The sequence below is a fragment of the Thermicanus aegyptius DSM 12793 genome (genome assembly GCF_000510645.1).
Classification (GTDB): domain Bacteria; phylum Bacillota; class Bacilli; order Thermicanales; family Thermicanaceae; genus Thermicanus; species Thermicanus aegyptius.
Genome location: NZ_KI783301.1, coordinates 1,021,704 through 1,038,374, shown reverse-complemented (window position 1 = coordinate 1,038,374; position 16,671 = coordinate 1,021,704). Strand labels below are relative to the sequence as shown.

Annotated in this window: 19 protein-coding genes; 4 read left to right on the top strand and 15 right to left on the bottom strand. The window is 47.2% G+C overall.

Annotation, left to right across the window (positions count from 1 at the left end; translation table 11 throughout):
- The first annotated feature begins 1 nt into the window (after nt 1).
- Both THEAE_RS0105600 and THEAE_RS23350 read left to right on the top strand, forming a co-directional pair.
- A complete protein-coding gene (locus THEAE_RS0105600; RefSeq protein WP_005589127.1) occupies nt 2–298 on the top strand; it encodes a cytochrome o ubiquinol oxidase subunit IV in 297 nt (98 codons plus the stop codon).
- An 82-nt stretch (nt 299–380) separates the two neighbouring features.
- Entirely contained in the window at nt 381–575 is a 195-nt protein-coding gene (locus THEAE_RS23350; RefSeq protein ID WP_211233474.1) for a hypothetical protein, read from the top strand.
- A gap of 415 nt (nt 576–990) precedes the next feature.
- On the opposite strand, the gene THEAE_RS0105595 is transcribed toward THEAE_RS23350, so the two are convergent.
- Both THEAE_RS0105595 and THEAE_RS0105590 read right to left on the bottom strand, forming a co-directional pair.
- A complete protein-coding gene (locus tag THEAE_RS0105595) occupies nt 991–1,434 on the bottom strand; it encodes a CBS domain-containing protein (RefSeq protein WP_005589125.1) in 444 nt (147 codons plus the stop codon).
- Nucleotides 1,435–1,460: 26 nt separating this feature from the next.
- Nucleotides 1,461–2,648, bottom strand: coding sequence for an alanyl-tRNA editing protein (locus tag THEAE_RS0105590; RefSeq protein ID WP_005589123.1), 1,188 nt, complete (start codon nt 2,646–2,648; stop codon nt 1,461–1,463).
- A 127-nt stretch (nt 2,649–2,775) separates the two neighbouring features.
- On the opposite strand from THEAE_RS0105590, the gene ftsW reads away from it, so the two are divergent.
- Nucleotides 2,776–3,936 carry a putative lipid II flippase FtsW gene (gene ftsW / locus THEAE_RS0105585; RefSeq protein ID WP_039944823.1) on the top strand — a complete coding sequence of 387 codons (1,161 nt, stop codon included), beginning with the start codon at nt 2,776–2,778 and terminating at the stop codon, nt 3,934–3,936.
- A gap of 38 nt (nt 3,937–3,974) precedes the next feature.
- Here ftsW and THEAE_RS0105580 read toward each other — a convergent pair whose 3' ends face one another.
- The 5 genes from THEAE_RS0105580 to THEAE_RS0105555 form a co-directional block, all read right to left on the bottom strand.
- Nucleotides 3,975–4,367: an Asp23/Gls24 family envelope stress response protein gene (locus tag THEAE_RS0105580; RefSeq protein ID WP_005589118.1), complete on the bottom strand. Its 393-nt coding sequence runs from the start codon at nt 4,365–4,367 to the stop codon at nt 3,975–3,977.
- 143 nt (nt 4,368–4,510) lie between these two features.
- The gene (locus tag THEAE_RS0105575) at nt 4,511–4,732 is read right to left on the bottom strand and encodes a DUF3892 domain-containing protein (protein ID WP_005589117.1); all 222 of its coding nucleotides are present in this window, start codon (nt 4,730–4,732) and stop codon (nt 4,511–4,513) included.
- Nucleotides 4,733–4,831: 99 nt separating this feature from the next.
- A complete protein-coding gene (locus THEAE_RS22405; protein WP_005589116.1) occupies nt 4,832–4,978 on the bottom strand; it encodes a YvrJ family protein in 147 nt (48 codons plus the stop codon).
- A gap of 223 nt (nt 4,979–5,201) precedes the next feature.
- Nucleotides 5,202–5,774 (bottom strand): sigma-70 family RNA polymerase sigma factor, encoded by a 573-nt coding sequence (locus THEAE_RS0105560; protein WP_028986775.1) that lies wholly within the window; start codon nt 5,772–5,774, stop codon nt 5,202–5,204.
- A gap of 234 nt (nt 5,775–6,008) precedes the next feature.
- Entirely contained in the window at nt 6,009–6,521 is a 513-nt protein-coding gene (locus THEAE_RS0105555; protein WP_005589106.1) for a hypothetical protein, read from the bottom strand.
- A 133-nt stretch (nt 6,522–6,654) separates the two neighbouring features.
- On the opposite strand from THEAE_RS0105555, the gene cax reads away from it, so the two are divergent.
- Nucleotides 6,655–7,698: a calcium/proton exchanger gene (gene cax / locus THEAE_RS0105550; protein ID WP_028986774.1), complete on the top strand. Its 1,044-nt coding sequence runs from the start codon at nt 6,655–6,657 to the stop codon at nt 7,696–7,698.
- Nucleotides 7,699–7,855: 157 nt separating this feature from the next.
- On the opposite strand, the gene THEAE_RS20055 is transcribed toward cax, so the two are convergent.
- The 8 genes from THEAE_RS20055 to THEAE_RS0105500 form a co-directional block, all read right to left on the bottom strand.
- Nucleotides 7,856–9,151, bottom strand: coding sequence for a methyl-accepting chemotaxis protein (locus THEAE_RS20055; protein ID WP_052329778.1), 1,296 nt, complete (start codon nt 9,149–9,151; stop codon nt 7,856–7,858).
- A gap of 393 nt (nt 9,152–9,544) precedes the next feature.
- The gene (locus THEAE_RS0105535; protein ID WP_028986773.1) at nt 9,545–9,787 is read right to left on the bottom strand and encodes a YHS domain-containing protein; all 243 of its coding nucleotides are present in this window, start codon (nt 9,785–9,787) and stop codon (nt 9,545–9,547) included.
- Nucleotides 9,788–10,001: 214 nt separating this feature from the next.
- Nucleotides 10,002–11,117: a cytochrome b N-terminal domain-containing protein gene (locus THEAE_RS0105530; protein WP_169729960.1), complete on the bottom strand. Its 1,116-nt coding sequence runs from the start codon at nt 11,115–11,117 to the stop codon at nt 10,002–10,004.
- Between the two features lie 5 nt (nt 11,118–11,122).
- Complete coding sequence (locus THEAE_RS0105525; RefSeq protein ID WP_028986771.1) at nt 11,123–11,599, bottom strand: hypothetical protein; 477 nt, start codon at nt 11,597–11,599, stop codon at nt 11,123–11,125.
- 14 nt (nt 11,600–11,613) lie between these two features.
- A complete protein-coding gene (locus THEAE_RS0105520; protein ID WP_028986770.1) occupies nt 11,614–12,672 on the bottom strand; it encodes a hypothetical protein in 1,059 nt (352 codons plus the stop codon).
- Nucleotides 12,673–13,045: 373 nt separating this feature from the next.
- Nucleotides 13,046–13,342: an Fpa/YlaN family protein gene (locus THEAE_RS0105510; protein WP_028986769.1), complete on the bottom strand. Its 297-nt coding sequence runs from the start codon at nt 13,340–13,342 to the stop codon at nt 13,046–13,048.
- 104 nt (nt 13,343–13,446) lie between these two features.
- A complete protein-coding gene (locus THEAE_RS0105505) occupies nt 13,447–15,432 on the bottom strand; it encodes a substrate-binding periplasmic protein (protein ID WP_028986768.1) in 1,986 nt (661 codons plus the stop codon).
- Between the two features lie 67 nt (nt 15,433–15,499).
- Nucleotides 15,500–16,633, bottom strand: a complete 1,134-nt coding sequence (locus tag THEAE_RS0105500; RefSeq protein WP_028986767.1) for a restriction endonuclease — start codon at nt 16,631–16,633, stop codon at nt 15,500–15,502.
- Nucleotides 16,634–16,671 lie beyond the last annotated feature (38 nt).

Genomic DNA, 16,671 nt, shown 5'->3' with positions numbered 1-16,671 from the left:
AATGTCGAAAATTCAACCGGGGAACCATTCATCAGCCAAACCGTATATTGCAGGTTTTATCTACTCGCTTGTCTTAACGATTATTCCATTGGTGCTGGTGCTAAATGATATGATGGAAAAAACATTTCTCGTTGTGTCCATACTGATCGCTGCTTGTTTGCAATTTTTGGTCCAGATTTATTATTTTATGCATGTGAAAGAAAACAAAAACCGGGGGTATATTCTTTTAACTTTGGCGGTCGGAATTGTTCTTGCCGTAACTGTAATCGGGGGATCTGCTTGGGTCATGTCGTTTTAGCGGCTAAGCATTTATGCTGAAAACCGGAGTCACCGAATCGACAAGTCCAAAAGCGGATATATTGACCGGGGAGTGAAATGTCATGAACAAATCGTTGCGATCATTTTCTGTGTTGACTACTGTTGGAATGTTCCTTGTACAACTGGCGGGGGCGCTTGTTGCAAATGCCGGTTCGGCTGACGGATGCGGCAATACATGGGCTGCGCTTGAGCCTATCTTTACTTCCTGCAGGGGGATTTCACTCAACGTTCCCGTGTTCACGGTCCATTCACCTTAAGCTGCCCTGGGTCGCGCGATTAGCACGAACCCGGCCGGGCCGCGACCGCAGTTAGGTGAATGGAGGTTTCCCAAAGCAGAATTAAATTGATCTTCGTTCTCCATTCAAGCTTTTTCATTCTGTCTAGAGAATCAATCCTTCTGTCGCCTTCCACATCGTTTCCTTCTCAAGAAGTTATGCTAACAAATCCCCTTTTCATGTCTTTAGGGGCAAATAACTTTAAATTGGAAATTGAATCGATAACCTTATATCCTTCTATTATCCTCTACAACAAAAATTTTTATCACTTGATACTGAGAATATTTCTTTCGTCCACATACACTACATCCACGTCCAGCACCTTTATACTGGATGGAACGGCCTACGAATTAAAGATGGTGTCCCCAGATTACTTTTCGGACACCATCTTCAGCATTTAATGTCGTAATTCCGATTGATGTTCAGCGCGGGTTTCGGAGATCTCGGCAATCGCATCATGGGCGAAGGGAAGGGTGCTTCTTTGATCGGTAAGATCTTTCATCGCCAGAATTCCTACCATCTCCCCATTCTCAACGACGATCAACCTACGGATCTGATGCTCCGCCATCATCTCGCTCGCCTCTTCCGCACTGGCTGTAGGCTGTATGGTGATGGGGTTTTTTGTCATAATCTCTTCCACGGCGGTTGATCCCGGTTTCCTTTCTGCCGTCCCGCGAATCACGATATCTCGGTCGGTAATGATACCGATCGGTCTCTTTCCGTCCACGATCGGGATCGCACCGACATTCCTCTCTTTCATCTTGACGGCAACCTCATACATATTATCCTTGAGGGTAGCTGTTTCCACATTTGCGGTCATCATCTCCCTTACGTTAGGCATCGGTTACACCTCCTTCAAGATGTATCCTACCCTTTAGAAAGCAATTCATTCTTTAAATCATGATACACCGTTTCCCACCGTTCTAGGAGATGCTCCCGTTTTCCTTCCATTTGGGCAAAGACGCGACTCCCTCCTCCCTTCCCATCTGGAAATAACTTCTTCACGATGTCTACCATAGAGTATGGAATATTTTGTGAACAGGCAGCGATGGCTTGTCCTGCAGGAGTTAAGGTGGCGAAGAGCACCAACTGGCCCGGTTCTTCGATGATGATTTTGGCCAATTCCTTAAGCTCTTGAAAAGAGCGTTCTTCCCAAAATTGAAAGTGGATCGTAACTCCCCCGAGGCTGAGGGCTTCCCGCATCCTCCACCTTTTTTCCCATTCCAATTTCTCTTGGGTGAGAAGACGGTTTTTTCGCTTTAAACTCTCTTGTTTCTCTTTGATCTCTATCATCCGCTTTGAAAAATCGATCCGGTTCGTCTTAAGGAGGCGGAGGGCTTGGTTCAGATGCTCCATGTCCCCTTGAAATCTCCTGAGCGCCCGCATTCCAGCCAAAAAGGTGAGACGAAGATTCTCTTTATCGCTTTCAACTCCGATAATCTTCACCAATCCAATCTCCCCGGTCCGGGAAGGATGAGTCCCCTGGCAAGCGATCCCCTCAAAACCCTCGATCTCGACAAAACGAATATAGGAGGCGAGGCTCTTCGTCTCATCAAGGATCCGCGGATCAACCTCCTCCCTTGGGAGGTAGTGGGTCTCAATGGAGCAATTTTCAAGAACGATGCCATAGATTTTTTCCTCTACTTCATGAATGGGAAAGGGGTGAAATGGGGAAATATCGATGGTGCTCTCCTCTCTACCCAGATGAAAGGCGTGCGTTTCTATCCCGTACATTTTCTTTAAAACCGCGGAGAGGAGATGTTGCCCTGCATGCTGCTGCATGTGGTCAAATCGTCGCTCCCAATTAATCATGCCTGCGAGCCTCTTCTCTCCCCGATACTCTCCTTCAATGAGATGAAGAATCCTCCCCTCGTGTTCTTCCACTTCCACAACAGGATAATCCCCTAGAACGCCGGTATCATGGGGCTGTCCCCCTCCCGTAGGGTAAAAAGCGGTTCGATCAAGAATGAGGGCGGTTTTCCCTTTCCAATCCAGAGTATCAAGGACCTGGGCGGTAAATTGCCGCAAATATGGGTTCTGGAGATAAAGCTTCATCCATTCACCCCCTTATCTTACTATAACCTTACCCTATCTATACCCTGGTGGCAATATCCATTCAAAGAGGTTCTGGTCAATTCTCTCCTGCTCGTCTATAATGGCATATAGAAAGGACGGGATTCCCATGGAACGCATCCGCGGCACCCCAGATTTCCTTCTCCTCTTCCTTACCCTTCTTTTGGTTGGATTTGGCGTTCTCATGGTTTTTAGCTCCAGCCAGATCATCTCATACACCGATCATGGAGATCCCCTCTATTTTACAAAAAAACAGCTCCTTTGGGCAGGGATTGGGCTTTTGGGAATGTTCATCGCCATGAATCTTCCCTATACGTTTTATAAACGCCTTTATGCCCTGTTTGGAATCGGCTCCCTTCTCTTTCTTTTTACCGTTTTTATTCCCGGTTTGGGAACGGTGAGAAATGGTGCTAGGGGATGGATCGATTTGGGGAGCATGACGATCCAACCTGCCGAATTTGCGAAGGTGGGGCTTATTCTCTATCTGGCTGCGATGATTAGTAAAAAGGGAGAAAAAATACGAGACTTCCGTCGAGGGTTTCTTCCCCTCATCATCATGACAGCACTTTTTGCAGGAGTTATTCTTCTCCAGAATGATTTCGGCACGGCCGCTCTTCTTCTCGGTACCGCGGTCATGGTGATGTTTACCGGTGGAGTTCGCGTCCACCATCTTATGATCTTCTTTTTAGCGGCAGCTCCTCTCTTGCTTATCTATATCTTTACTGGAGATCATCGAATACGACGCTTTACCAGCTTCTTAAATCCCTGGCAGGATCCGAGTGATTCCGGCTACCACCTGATTCAATCCCTTTATGCCATAGGTCATGGGCGTTTATTTGGGGTGGGACTGGGGCAAAGTATCCAAAAGTTTCATTACCTCCCGTATCCCCAGACCGATTTTATCTTTTCCATCATTGCGGAAGAATTGGGGTTTATCGGCATATTGATCTTCCTCCTTCTCTACATCGGCCTCCTTTGGAGAGCGCTGCTTCTCTCCTTAAAGGCGAAGGATCTCTTTGCAAACCTCGTAGGTGTGGGGGTGGTCAGCGGAATTGCAATCCAGGTTCTGATCAATATCGGAGGGGTAACGGGGAGCATCCCCATTACCGGCGTCCCCCTCCCCCTCATCAGCTATGGGGGTTCTTCCTTGCTCATTACCCTCCTTTCCATCGGCATCGTCCTTTCCATCTCCAGGGAAGTTTCGAAGACCGAAAGGGAAAAATCGGCAAAAGAAGGCTTACTCCCACATCAACGATATAATAAGGCATAGGGTTCATCCCTATGCCTTCCTTCGGATCTCGTTAGAGCTTATTTGAGGCGTATTCCCTCCTCCCCCTCTTCTGCCGGGACGGGTGCCTCCGGAAACTCCACTCCTTCCACCAAAACGTTTACCTCTACCACGTTAAGCCCGGTCATCGATTCAACCGCATCTTTCACATTATGCTGTAAAGTACGGCAAACCTCATCAATCTTCGTCCCGTACTCGACGATTACCTTTAGTTGAATCACTGCCTCCTCTTCCCCAACCTCTACCTTTACGCCTTTACGGATGTTCTTTCCCATCAGACGGTTGGCCAGCCCCTCGGTTATTCCCCCCGACATGGAGGCAATGCCAGGCGTGTCGCTGGCAGCAATCCCAGCGATCACAGCCACCACCTCATCGGCGATTCGAATCGATCCGTAATCTCCTTTTTCCGCCATTCCTTCTTTCCTCCATTCCTGCCTTTAATCCTCTTACCACTATCAGTCTAACCTGCCGTTCTCAGATCTTCAACCTCTTTCTATCATATCTTCAAGAAAAGTCCCGGAATTCCTTCCATCTCTTCTGAAATGTTCTCCATTCGTCAAAATTCGGGCAAATCATCGAGATTATTCCCTTCCTCCCTTGCCGTGGGAAGATCCATCTTCCAGCTTCCGTCTTCATGAATCTCTGTCAAGGAATCGACATATCCTTCCCGGACCAGACGTTCCGCCTCTTTAAAAGAGATGACATTTCCTTGATCGGTGAGAAAATGGGTAATCCGACCATCTTTATCTTTACGGATCCCCACAAAGGCCACTCTCATGCGCTTCACCTCTTGACATCATGATAAAATAACAGGGATGGAGCTCTTTTTTCATTATTCCTCCCCGCTTCTGATCTATGCCTTACATGCAAACCATGCTTATCCCTTCATCTGATGAATGGTTTGGCTTAACTGGCGAATGGTCTCGTCTAAAGATTGAAGTTTTCCCTCAATCCTCGTCAAGAGATAAAAGGTTACCACAATGGGAAAACCAAGGTTTGCCAAAAGAGAAGTCCACTCACTCATGTCCAAGCCTCCTTTCCTTCATCAATCAAACCCTTTCTGTCCATCCTCTTCTCACCTCTCACGGGGGAGATAAAAACCCCCTCATCCATCGAGGGTCTTAGAGAATAACAGATCAACCTGAATGTGATGAGGGGGTAGAGAGGATTAATTAAGCGAGGGGAATCGAAGTTCCCCATTCCTTTTCTCATTCCGGTGGGGACACCTCATATATACCTTTCACCCCCTAAAAATCATGACGAGGAAAAAGTTCTTTTTTTAGTTTGGAAAGGCCCCTCATTTTCCAGGTCGATACCGTAGCGTGGCTAACTCCTTCCCTCTCGGCCACTCGAGCTAAAGGGAGGCCTTCCACATAGATGGCTACGATGCATCGGCGCTCCTTCTCGGTAAGGGAATGAAGTGCTTTCTTAATATCCAAGGATAACTCTGCTGCGGGGATGGGATTTTCTTGAACCAGGTTCTCGATCTTCCGCCCCTCGCCGTCCTCCTCCCGGGATTTTCCTGTCCATTGTTGCCGCTCCCTGTATTTTTTCTCCTTACCGACGTAATGCAGGAGCCTTCCTCGCACGTACCGCTTAGCAAAGGCACCGAAACTTCCTTTTTTCGGATCGAACCGAAGATAAGCATCGTAGAGGGCAATCGAGGCAATCGACATGGCCTCCTCCCACTCTCCCAGGTAAGAGATGCGATGTACCAGGTGGCGCAAAAGCGGCTGATATGCCTTAAAAATCACTTCAAATGCTTCTTTTGCCCCTTCCCTCTCATCATGCCCGGTCTCCATACTTCCAATTTTTTTCATACAACGATCCCCTTTCTAAACATAAAGGGACCGGTCCCCTTTATCCGCGCGCATGTATAATGTAATGGAATGGCTATAGAATCACACGTTCGCTTTTAAAGGGGAATCTGCAGAAATATGAGACGAAAAACAGGATGAATCGCACCCCTTCGTACAGTAAAACGGGAAAAGAAAGGAAGATTTGATGCTTTATCCTGTTAAAAAGCGGTAGGTTTTATGGGGTAAATGCATAGTTTAAAAAAGGTGGAAGTAACTTTCTTTCTTCTCCTTTACCCATTCCGGAGGTTGATGGGTGATCTGATAATGAAGTTCCACCAACTGAACATTGCGGAGAATCCTGTGTAATTCATTTTCCGAATGTAAGACACGAATCTGATGATTCCCCTTTAGAAAGAGGGTCAATTCTTTGCCCTCCCCTTTCACCTCTTCGATCGAACGGGCGACAACCCAGCCATAAGAAGACTGTTTTCCCACCGGGATGCGTACCGTGACGGGCATCAGAGTCCATTGGGGAGCAAGGGTTAGAGGGAGCATTTGTTTCTTGGATAAAATTTGGCCATATTGATGCCGCAATGAGGAGATATCTGCACCGAAATGGCGGGCCAAATGGTTAAGGTAGGTGCGCACGCTAATCCGTTCCAGGTGAACTTCCCCATTCTTTCCATGGATGCGAAGCATCTCCCCCAGCCCCGGTTCATTGCTGGGTAGAAAGGCAACTCCCTCCTGAAAGAAATCGGATGGATTCATGGCAACTCCTCCTTAGGACAGGACTTTCTTTTAGTATATAGGAACATATGTTCTATTTCAAGGGATATCACTAGACTTTTTCCCATAGATCCGATAGACTAATTGGAAGAAAATGTTCGAAAGGAAGGGAAGTATGAAACGTCCTCTCTATTACGGAATCATCCTGGTTACTTTCCTTTTCGCCTTGGCGCTCCATTTTAGCCCGGCACACCTCTATCTCCGCTTTGGAAGCAGCATCCTCTCCCTGCTTATGATGGCCAGCCTCCTGGGTAAAGCAACGGAATCCGTAGCCCACTACGCAGGCCAGCGCATCGGTGGCTTCTTGAATGCCACCTTCGGCAATGCTGCGGAGCTGATCATCTCGATCTTTCTCATCAAGGAAGGACTTTTTACGATGGTGAAAGCCTCCATCACCGGATCGATCATTGGAAACCTTCTTTTGGTATTGGGTTTAAGCGTTTTGATGGGAGGGGTCAAGTATCCATTTCAGACGTTTAATGTACGAATCGCAGGACATAACGCTACCTTGATGCTCCTAGGAGTGATTGCCCTTTTTATTCCAGCCATCTTTTTTGGGGTTTTTTCCGGAAAGGATGAGATGAACCTAAGCCTTGTCACCGCTGTCCTCCTCATCCTGGTTTATCTCCTTTGGCTCATTTTCTCCATGATTACACATAAGGTTCATCTGTCCGAAGAGGAGTCGGAGCAAGGGGAACCCATGTGGGGAAAAGGCGTATCGATTCTCATGCTGGCACTGGCCACCATCGGCGTGGCGATCGTTAGTGAATGGATCGTCTCCACGGTAGAAGATGTAGCGCTCCAGCTGGGTTGGTCGGAGTTGTTCATCGGGGCATTCCTCATCGCCATCGTAGGTAACGCCGCCGAACACGCCGCAGCCATCACCTTGGCGATGAAAAACCGCATCGGAGCCTCCGTGGAGATCGCCATCGGTTCCAGCCTTCAGATCGCCCTCTTTGTTGCGCCCCTCCTCGTTCTCATCAGTCTCCTCTTCGGCAAACCCATGGATCTTCTTTTTATGCCGGTGGAATTGGGAGCGATCGGTGTGGCGGTCTTCATCGCCTCTTCCATCTCCCGGGATGGAGAGACCAACTGGTTTGAAGGAGTTCTTCTTCTGGCTGTCTATGCGATCTTGGGGACGGCTTTCTTCTTCGTATAAAAACGCATACTTCTCTGTATTAGAACCGAAACACCATGGATTATTTGCATAAAAAAACCCGCACTGCGAAAGGCGGGTTTTTCATTTCACGAATTCAAAGGACGGTTCCTCTTTTAACTTGTCCGTTAAAAACATCAATTTTCTATTCCGTAAAGGATTACTCCTCCAGCTTAAAATGCCGGATCGAGTTTTGGACCTCTTCAGCCATTTTTGCTAAGGCGGCCGCCGAGGATGCAATCTCTTCCATGGTGGCCAATTGTTCCTCACTGGCAGCGGAGCTTTCCTGTGCACTGCTGGCAAGCTGGATGGCGATTTGGCTTACCTTATTCATCTCTTCAACCACATGCTGATTTCCGGACGCCACTTGATGAATCACGGCAGCGATTTCAACGATGTTCTTCGCCACTTGATCCACCGAAGATTGGACGATACTGAAAGATTTGTCCACTTCCTCCGCTTTCAATACCCCATTCTTCACCTCGGTGGTTCCCTCCTGCATCGAATGGACCGCCGCTTCCGTCTCCTCTTGAATTTGACTGATCAGCTGGGTAATCTCCCGGGCAGATTGCTCCGATTGTTCCGCCAGTTTACGTACCTCTTCCGCCACCACGGCAAAACCACGACCATGTTCACCTGCTCTGGCCGCCTCGATGGCCGCATTTAAAGCAAGGAGGTTGGTTTGGCTGGCGATGTCGGTAATGATCGAGACGATCTGGCCGATCGCTTGGGACCGTTCGCCGAGTCCCTGAATGCGACCTGCGATCTGCTGTACACTCTGATCGATTCGATTCATCTGCCCTCGAATCGCTTCGATATGTTTTTTCCCTTCCAAGGCTACTTTTTTGGTTTCTTCGGAGAGACGGGCCATCTCATCGCTGGCTTGGCGAATATTTTCCATTCCCTTTGCAACCTCTTCAATTTCTGCCATGGACTCCTGAACACTCTTTTCCTGAGTTTCTGCTCCCTGGGCCACCTGTTGGGTCGCCTGGGCCATCTGTTCCGCCGCCTTCGCGCTTTCCTCTGCGCTGGTGGAAAGGTCGTGGGCGGCATCGGAGACTTTGATCGCCGTCCCCCGCATATCTAGAATCAATGCATTGAAATCTTCCACCATCTTATTTAGATTGCGAGTCAAATCCCCCAATTCGTCATGGGTTTTGGCCACCAGCGGCTGAACCGCCAAATTTCCCGACGCAACTTCCTTCACATGAAAAGACATTCTCTTTATGGGAAGAGTAATAATGCGGTGGATGACAAAACCGATCACTCCAACCAAAATCGCTTCTGAAATAAGAACGATTACCTGCACCATGATCGCTTGGCGAATGTTTACTTGCTCCGATACATGGGAAGATATGCTGATAAAGTTATAAATCGCAACACCGCTCCCTATAATGACCAGGAGCATCATCGTTGAAATAAGGAGATATACCTTTCGGGTAATCGACCAATTCATTTTTTCACCTCAAATCCCTCAAGTGTAGGTATGTAATAAAATAAAAAACAATAAACCGTTTTCTTTTTCTCCTCCTCTCCTCCATGGAAAAAGTAAACGAAAAAAGTCTCCTCAATAGTCATTTTGTCATGAAGATCGGTGTAATGCAAGAAGAAGTTTTTTAATTATAGGAGTCAAGCCTTGTCCATCATCCATTTGATAAACAAAACAATGCGGTCACAATCCAGTTTTTCTAACATTCCATCCTTTGTTTACTCCAACCGTCCCGATGTGGATTCAAACAAGATGTTCACAAAAAAAAGGGGGATTTCTCCCCTTTTTGTCTTAATCCTTTTTATGTGCCGATAAGAAATAGATCTCCGTTCTAAACCTAACGTCGCTTTATACTTTCCGTCAACACGAGTGACCTTTATGGTGATGATGGTGGCTACCATGCTCGCCATGAGCATGATGCCCGTCCTGTTTATCGCAGCAGTCATGACCGGATTTCACATAGGAGCCAGGCTCCTTTTCAAACTTCTCCATACAGATCTTTGAGCAAAAATAATACGTGTTCCCACCATAAGTGATCTGTAACTCATTTCCCTCCACTTCCACATCCATGCCGCAAACCGGATCTTTCGCTTTTTGGCTCATTTTAAATCCTCCTCGTTTTTATTGAAAACGACTTTACCTGCTGTTATGTTAACCATGGAAACTGAAAGCAAACTGAAATGAATATGAAAAAATCGTAAGAATTCAAAAGGGAATGAGCTCCGTTTAGCGGAAAAGAAAAATCCCCTCTACCGAGACGATTATCATCTACCCAGAGAGGGGATTTTGGCCTAGAATATATCATATAAACGACTCGCTACATATTTAAGTGAACGACCGGCGTTGAGAAATAGGCATACACGGTCAGCACTAAGAAAGTAAGGACAACAACCGTGGAGAGAATTAGAACAAATTTACGCTTGCCAAAGGCCTGCTCCTTCGCATAGTCAATAAACGGTATGGCCAATAATCCGGCCACAGTTAAACCGCCAGCGATCCATGCCCCATTCACCCCAAACCATTCTTCAACGGAATATAACCATAGAAAGGGCCAAACGGGCTTTGTCACTTCAATCCCATCGAGAGGAGATGGCCCGATGCCGGGAGGTGCTATAATTCCTAAAATCAAAGTAATTCCCAAAACGACATATCCCCAGCCGATCAATGCGCGAATATGGTGGAAAAAGGAGTGCCGCTTATGACCCTGTTTCACCTGAGGTTTCCCTTGTGTACCACCCTCTTTGGAACCATTCGCCTCCGCTTTAGACCATGGCAGTGGAGAAATCTTCAAGCGTTTAATCAGGAGGATGTGAATGAACAAGAGCACCAATAGGATGACCGGTAAAATACTTACATGAGTAAGAAAGATCCGAATGGTGGTAGGTACATATTCCGTATTGAAAAACGTTCCAAAACCTAAGGTACCGGCAATTTCCTTCGCATGGGCCAACGCTTCGTACCCCTCTTGGTCATACTTTAAAACCGTACCGGTGAAATAGAGTCCAATCATCGTTACGAACAACAGCACCCCGACGATCCAATTCCCTTCTCTAGGACGTTTATATGACCCAAAGAAGAGTACGCGCAAGATATGAAGCACAAGACCGGCTATGGTAATTTGAGCCCCCCAAAAGTGAATCCCCCGGATCACGGATCCCAAAAAGGCTTTTTCCATAATGGTGCGAATACTTAAATTGGCCTCTTCCGGGAAAGGCAAATACCAAAAACCCAGCAGGAAACCGGAAGCAAGTGTCACTAATAAACTGGCAAGCGTAATTCCGCCTAAGGTAAAGAGTACAGTATTCGCATGTGGAGGCACCTCATAGTTTAACGCCTCAAAACCATATCGTTCATCAAGGATTTCATAGATCGTTCGTTTCTTTTTTTGCGTTTCTGGACTGTTTTTGAGGCCACGAACTACAGTTTGGCTCATCTTCATCACACCATCCTTTTTGATTGGTTAATGAGCAGTCCACCAATGATGACAAAAATGACACCGCTTAGAAGCAGCAGATAAAGCGGAATGGAGCCTTCAAATTCCTTTTTATACCCTAAGTACGGGCTTCCTAGTTTAGGATCATTACCGTTCGGATCTTCACCAATCGCTGCAAAGAGAAGTGCCTTCGCCTCTTCATATTTTCCACCCATAACAAGAGCTCTGGCCTCTTTCACCTTCTCCAGATCTACACCGCGAACCTCATTTGCATTATCGATCACTTCACCGAGTTTTTGGTCAATCACACCCATGTTCGGCTGACGTTGATCGAGAGCAACAATGGACTGCTTAATGTTGTTTAACGCATTAAATTCCGTTTTTTCTCCTCCGTGAGCAAGTGCTGTAACGGTTCCTGCAGTGAAGAACGAAAAGATGAATAGGAAGGAAAAGAATAGTATTGGTATAATTTTTCTACTCATCACCGCTCCCCCTTTCAAGCCATTTTTTTGTGCCCGTTAAGATAAATCCAAAAACCTACCACCATCATTAAGAGAACTGCAATCGTCCAGAACGTTCCAAGAGGAATGCCAGACCCTCCTACTCCCTCTGCTTCTGTATCAGTACTTGCGGCTTGATCCGATTCGGTACCGGTAGAGCCCGTTAACTGGTTAGAAGTCGTTTCAGTATCAGATGAATTTGAAACTTTTTCAGTAGCCGATCCTTTTGCAGCAGTGCCTGCAGCTGATCCATCACCTTGAATAAAGATCAGCATCTCCTGTGCCGGTTTTCCTTTTTCTTCAATCTTTTTTACATAGGATTGAACGACTTGATTCCCTTTAGCATCCAAAATAGATCTAAATAAAGCAATTTTTCCCTCATTGAAGAATGGGTATTTCGTACCGTTGATCGTAACAAAAAAATTTTTCGTATTTTTACCGTCGACGGTTACCATTTCTTCAATAACATCATCGACGATTCCCACCGGACCTTCCTTAACACCGAGAAGATCAAGGATCGACTTCCCCTCGGGGCCTTTGGACTTTAAAAAAAGATTGAACAGTATGGCGGCATCTTGACGGTTTGCTTTCATACCACGATCAACCGGCTTATCCCATTGCTCTCCGATGGCTCCCAACTCAACCGCTTGTTCAGCTGGAGCAGTAATCTCTTTGACACCGATAACTTTTAAAAGACCTGTGACGACATCTTTGTAAGTAGCAACTCCGTTTACACTCTCAATAAGACCATTTTCAACAGCTTCTGCGGCATACTCTTCTGGAGTGGGTTGATCCGTGTGCCCTTTCAATCCCGCGGCTTTTGCCAACCAGTTACCCAAGGTTTGCCGGTCCAATTCCGCGGTGGGCTCAAAATTTTCTTGTCCTTCAATCACAGGGATAATCCCTAATGCCTGCAGTTTCGTAATCTCTACTTTGGCAGGAGAATCGGAAATGTCCTTATAAATTTCCAGTTCGTTAGCGACATCGGCGAAAGCGCTTCCATAGATCCCGAATACCAGCCCGAAAACCATAAAAAACGAGGCCAACTTGCGCATGATTACCACTCCCCTCATGGAAGATTTTCTTTACAGTTATCATGTTAAGAAAGAACAATTAAACAAAAATGAAAGAAACCTGAAAAGTAAATAAGAAAAATAAACTTCACCCCATATAAGAAGTAGTCAAGTGGTCAACCTTGAAAACTTCTTCAGGAGTGAAGCCATAAGGTATATTTTCCCCAAAAGCTTATTTCCTCTTGAGGAATCACAAAATGAAGGAGCTAAATGAGCGAGTGCCGATCTCCTTTCGCAAAAAAAAGCTTTGTTCAAGCTCTTTGAATGAAGGCATGTTTCGGATAAAATTGAGACACAAAAAAGGCACACTTCCGCGTGCCTCCGCTCGCTGTCAGGTTCGCCAACCGTTCTACCTTTATCCTTTCTGTTTCGTCTTCATCTGCTCGTAAGCCTCATAAAGCTGGGTTAGTTCCTGTTCCACTAGATCCAGAATCTCTTTCCCCGTCTCTTTACTAATGAGCCCTAGGCGGACGGCAAAATCAACCTCCCGGGATAATCCAAACATCTGAGTATCTAAAACCTCTTCATAGAGCGGACATTGGGGCATAGTTAAGTTCTCCATCTGAACCCGTATCAGCTGTTCAATCTTCTCCGCATCTTTCTTTAACAAAGCCAGAGCTTTTTCATTCTCCACATTAGTAAAGGACGACATCTTCATCCCTCCGAGTCAGAACCTGCCATCTCCAATCTACTATTTTTTATCTTATCATAAAGTGAATAGGAAGGCTAGCCGCTTGAGCCGGTCGAAAGACCTATTCATTTTTCCACAGAAGTTGGTACAGATTGCGGCCGAAAATACTTCATTTTAAGGAACGAATTGGTAGAAGTTTCCCTCTTCACCTCTTCAATCCCCTGATTGAGCAAACTAAGGATCTCTTCCAAACCTGGGCGAAGTAGGATTACATATTCTTTCTTCGGAAGCTCCTGCCAGGAATAGATCTCTCCATAGCCCTTTTCCTCCGGAAGAAGGAGGTCCGGATCCGTAAGGAGGAGATCAATCTTTCCCTCTTGGAGCCCTTTTATCCCCTCCTCTATGGAAGGGTAGGTTACCCATCTTCTCCCTTTTTTCTCCTTCCCCCATTTCTCTACAAAAGGGATGGAGGGGGAATCTTCCAGCAAGCCGATGCTTTTCACCTTTTTCTCCCCATCGGGGTCCTTAAAGGCCGGATTGGAAATGAGTGCTTTTTCCTCCAACGTGAGGTAAGGCAGAGAGACGAGAAACTCCTTTTCCCCCTTTAAACTGCTCCGTTCAATCCCGGCAATCACCCCATCCATTCCTCCTGTCCTCATCTCTTCCAGGATGCGGTGGTAGGCTGTATCCGTTAGCTTTATGCGAATACCAGTTCGTAATGCGAGGCGTTCCAAAAATTCTACATCAAATCCCGCCATCATCCCTTCCTGCCAGCTCTCAAAAGGGGGATAACCTGCATCGGTACCGAGGTTAAGATAGGAAAGGGAGTGGAAGAAGAGCAGATCTCCTTTTTCCCTATTCACGGAGGTCCATTGTTTTTTCTCATCCTCGGAAAGGGGGGCGGTATCTACCACTTGCCACCCAGTGGCTGGAGTATAGCGAAGGAAGTAGTTCCAACCTGACCGTTCCGGAAGAGCTTTCACCAGTTTCCCTTCAGGTGAAACCCAGCGGGGTTCTTCGTATTCTTCCATCCCCGCCACCGTCGCCCCATACTCCCCTCCATCCCTTTCCGACAACGTAATGGAGGCGGGATAAAGGATGATCTGGATAAATTCTCCTTCCAGCCGATTCGGTTTTGCAGCCACAATCTCCTCCCCTATGATGTGGCGAAAACCCTCTTCCGTTCTTTTCAGGAAAGCCGGGTTCCCTTCGCCGGCAGCTTTCATCCAGCCATCTAAATAATCTCTGATCGTCTTCCCCAGGATGTCTCGTAAGGAACGGATGATGGGATCAAAGGTAAGGAAGATCTCTTTTTCCCCGGGACGAATCAGGTGAGGGGAACTTTGGACCTTTCCCCAAGGATATTCCTTCCGCAATTCGAGAAGGTGAGGTTCATATGGAAGGGGACCCACCTCCAAAGCTCCCTTGACCTGGCCCGCCTTTTTGCCGTCAACAAAAAGAACGGCCCCTTTTTGATCCGTCTTCACCACAAAAGAAGAAACAGGGGTAACCGGAAGGAGAGAGAGGAGGTTCTCTCCCCACATCTGTTCATAACCAAGATGCCGTATCTCGGAGAGGAGGCCCCATTTGCTCCTCTCTTCCATCTTGATCTGTTGCTGAACGGGAAGTAAGGGGCCATACACTTTTCCGTTGGGGAAAGAGGGGAGTTCTTGGCTGGAATCCCCGGACTCCAAGAGAAAGGTAAGACGGGTATTTTGCCAATCTTCTCCTTCCGCCTGAAGATACAGGGCGGGAATTTTCACCTTCATCTGCAGGGAGAAAGGGGGACGAATCACCTGAAACCAACGAAAGTAAGCCTCCTCTCCTCTGGAAAGCAAGTAGGCTTCTTTTTCAAGCTGACGGTAAATTTTTTCTTTCCATACGGGATACGCCTGTAGCGAACGGGATAGGGTCTCCATCTCTTTCAGGGTTGGACTCCTGCCGTTCCACAGGCTTAAGTCCCGCGCCGTTGAATAATCCCCCGTCTCCATCGCCACAATCCAGCGGGAAACGGCGTAGATGGGGGAAGCCTCGTTCGACATCCACTGAAAAACCACATAACCGGAGAAGATGAAAAGAAAAAAACAACCTACCATAAGCCTGTTTGGCATCTTCTCTCCCCCTCACCGCTATTCTATTTGAAAAGGGGAAAGAGAATGACATATGTTGACTTTGATCTTACCCCGGCGGTGAGGGGAGTCCCTCCCACTCCTGATTGCGATATAGCCAGTCTTGCAGTCGTTCTCGGTCTACCAGAATCACCCCTAACCGTGAAGCAAGGGAGGATGCGGCAGGGACAAAACCACGATTGGTGACCACCATCGTGGTATGGGCTTTCGCCATGGAACGGAGGGCATGCGCCTCCAGAATCCCATCCCGGTTCACCCGCCCCCCTTCCGGACACCATAGAGGAAGCACCAAGTAGCGTACCCCGCTTCGTTCTACACAGAATCCCTTCTCTTCCTCCGTCGGAATTTTACGGTACCCCATCTGGAGCAGTAATGCCTCCACTTCATGGGAGAAGAGGAGAGGGTCTCCCTGCTGGTCAAACCGATCAAGGTGAAAGCCCCCTTCCTTGCCGGATAAGAAGAGCTCTAAGCGGCTCATTCTCCGCTTTCGTTCCTCCTTCTCCTCCATTTCATTCATTTTTTTCGCCACCGCCGCCAGAGGATCTTCTTTCCATCCCAGGAAATATCGGCGCAATTCTTTCTCTTTATACTTCCTTTTCAACGTATAAAAGAGGGTATAGGGAGTCCATAATTCCTCCCTTACGTCCACCCTGCCCCGTTCCATCGCCATCGCCATCACTTGATCGATCGTGGGAGGGGTTATTCCGTAGCTATTCCATATGAGTTCGATGCGAGCCCACCGAGTTTCCAAGATCCGCCGGTTTATCAGCACCCTTAATAAAGGAAGGGAGAGGTGGATTCCCTTATCCTCCAGCAAGAGATGTAAGTCGAGAAGGTGATCCTCCCCTTCTTCTCCAGGCACCTCCCATTCAAACCATTCACCTGCAGGGGTGAGGAGAACAGGGCTTTTCACCATCCGAGTAAAGCGCTCTGCGAATCGGTCGATCCAATCCTTGGCCATGAGAATAAGTTCTTCCGATTTCCGCCATTCCCGCTTCAATATACGGATTTTTTTCGATTCCACCGGAAGAAGGCCCCCCTCTGCCCATCCGATTTGTTTTACCAGCAGGAGCACGAGAAAAGAAAACACTAAACTTAAACCCAAGAGAAAAATGGAAACCCTTCCCTCTTTTAAGGCAAACAGCATAAGCAGGACGCCTGTCATGATCCCTAATCGGAACATGTTCTCCCCCCGAAAGACCGAATGGTTTACACCATTTT

Excerpts from the sequence above, each read along its gene's own strand:
- THEAE_RS0105600 (WP_005589127.1), top strand. The coding sequence starts at position 2 with ATGTCGAAAATTCAACCGGGGAACCATTCATCAGCCAAACCGTATATT.
- THEAE_RS23350 (WP_211233474.1), top strand. The coding sequence starts at position 381 with ATGAACAAATCGTTGCGATCATTTTCTGTGTTGACTACTGTTGGAATG.
- THEAE_RS0105595 (WP_005589125.1), bottom strand. The coding sequence starts at position 1,434 with ATGCCTAACGTAAGGGAGATGATGACCGCAAATGTGGAAACAGCTACC.
- THEAE_RS0105590 (WP_005589123.1), bottom strand. The coding sequence starts at position 2,648 with ATGAAGCTTTATCTCCAGAACCCATATTTGCGGCAATTTACCGCCCAG.
- ftsW (WP_039944823.1), top strand. The coding sequence starts at position 2,776 with ATGGAACGCATCCGCGGCACCCCAGATTTCCTTCTCCTCTTCCTTACC.
- THEAE_RS0105580 (WP_005589118.1), bottom strand. The coding sequence starts at position 4,367 with ATGGCGGAAAAAGGAGATTACGGATCGATTCGAATCGCCGATGAGGTG.
- THEAE_RS0105575 (WP_005589117.1), bottom strand. The coding sequence starts at position 4,732 with ATGAGAGTGGCCTTTGTGGGGATCCGTAAAGATAAAGATGGTCGGATT.
- THEAE_RS22405 (WP_005589116.1), bottom strand. The coding sequence starts at position 4,978 with ATGAGTGAGTGGACTTCTCTTTTGGCAAACCTTGGTTTTCCCATTGTG.
- THEAE_RS0105560 (WP_028986775.1), bottom strand. The coding sequence starts at position 5,774 with ATGAAAAAAATTGGAAGTATGGAGACCGGGCATGATGAGAGGGAAGGG.
- THEAE_RS0105555 (WP_005589106.1), bottom strand. The coding sequence starts at position 6,521 with ATGAATCCATCCGATTTCTTTCAGGAGGGAGTTGCCTTTCTACCCAGC.
- cax (WP_028986774.1), top strand. The coding sequence starts at position 6,655 with ATGAAACGTCCTCTCTATTACGGAATCATCCTGGTTACTTTCCTTTTC.
- THEAE_RS20055 (WP_052329778.1), bottom strand. The coding sequence starts at position 9,151 with ATGAATTGGTCGATTACCCGAAAGGTATATCTCCTTATTTCAACGATG.
- THEAE_RS0105535 (WP_028986773.1), bottom strand. The coding sequence starts at position 9,787 with ATGAGCCAAAAAGCGAAAGATCCGGTTTGCGGCATGGATGTGGAAGTG.
- THEAE_RS0105530 (WP_169729960.1), bottom strand. The coding sequence starts at position 11,117 with ATGAGCCAAACTGTAGTTCGTGGCCTCAAAAACAGTCCAGAAACGCAA.
- THEAE_RS0105525 (WP_028986771.1), bottom strand. The coding sequence starts at position 11,599 with ATGAGTAGAAAAATTATACCAATACTATTCTTTTCCTTCCTATTCATC.
- THEAE_RS0105520 (WP_028986770.1), bottom strand. The coding sequence starts at position 12,672 with ATGCGCAAGTTGGCCTCGTTTTTTATGGTTTTCGGGCTGGTATTCGGG.
- THEAE_RS0105510 (WP_028986769.1), bottom strand. The coding sequence starts at position 13,342 with ATGTCGTCCTTTACTAATGTGGAGAATGAAAAAGCTCTGGCTTTGTTA.
- THEAE_RS0105505 (WP_028986768.1), bottom strand. The coding sequence starts at position 15,432 with ATGCCAAACAGGCTTATGGTAGGTTGTTTTTTTCTTTTCATCTTCTCC.
- THEAE_RS0105500 (WP_028986767.1), bottom strand. The coding sequence starts at position 16,633 with ATGTTCCGATTAGGGATCATGACAGGCGTCCTGCTTATGCTGTTTGCC.